At 56.9% G+C, this 511-nt stretch carries 1 pseudogene; it reads right to left on the reverse strand.

Annotated features, from left to right (window positions below):
* Positions 1-397, reverse strand: a pseudogene (locus tag ACTHUR_RS18520) (glucose-6-phosphate isomerase); the annotation flags it as partial.
* Positions 398-511 lie beyond the last annotated feature (114 nt).

Here is a 511-nt window from a genome sequence, read left to right on the forward strand (position 1 = left end):
CGTTGTTGAGTGCTTCGGCGTAGGCGAGGGCGCGGTCGAGTTCGCGGTGGAGTTTGGGGAGGATGTTTTCGCCGTCAACGTAAACGGGTGCTGCGTCGGGCGGCAGGCGCAGAGCGGTATGGAGGACGGCGCGGTGTTCGCTGAGGTTGATTTTTTCGCCGTTTTGCATGGCGTGCATTTGTCCGGCTAGGGGCGAGGCTTCGGCAAGGCGGCACAAAAGTTGCAAAGTGTCTTCGCCGAGGCGGTTTTTGCTGTAATCGAAGAGGAGGCCGTCGAGGGTTTCGTGCATATTGCCGAAGCGGTCGGGTTCGGCGGCGAAGCGGTCGCGTAGGTGGATGTGTTGTGTGTCGAGCCGGTGTTGTTCAAGGGCTTGCCATGCTTCGGTAAATGCGGTCATCGGGTTTCCTTCGGAATTGGGTTCGCCCCGCTCATTCGGGGGATGTGATTCAGTTATAGATTGTCGTTGTAGTGATTGGTTCGATAGGGTGAGTATTTATGTAGTCGTATGTAG

It is taken from the genome of Neisseria sp. P0021.S007 (assembly GCF_051956855.1).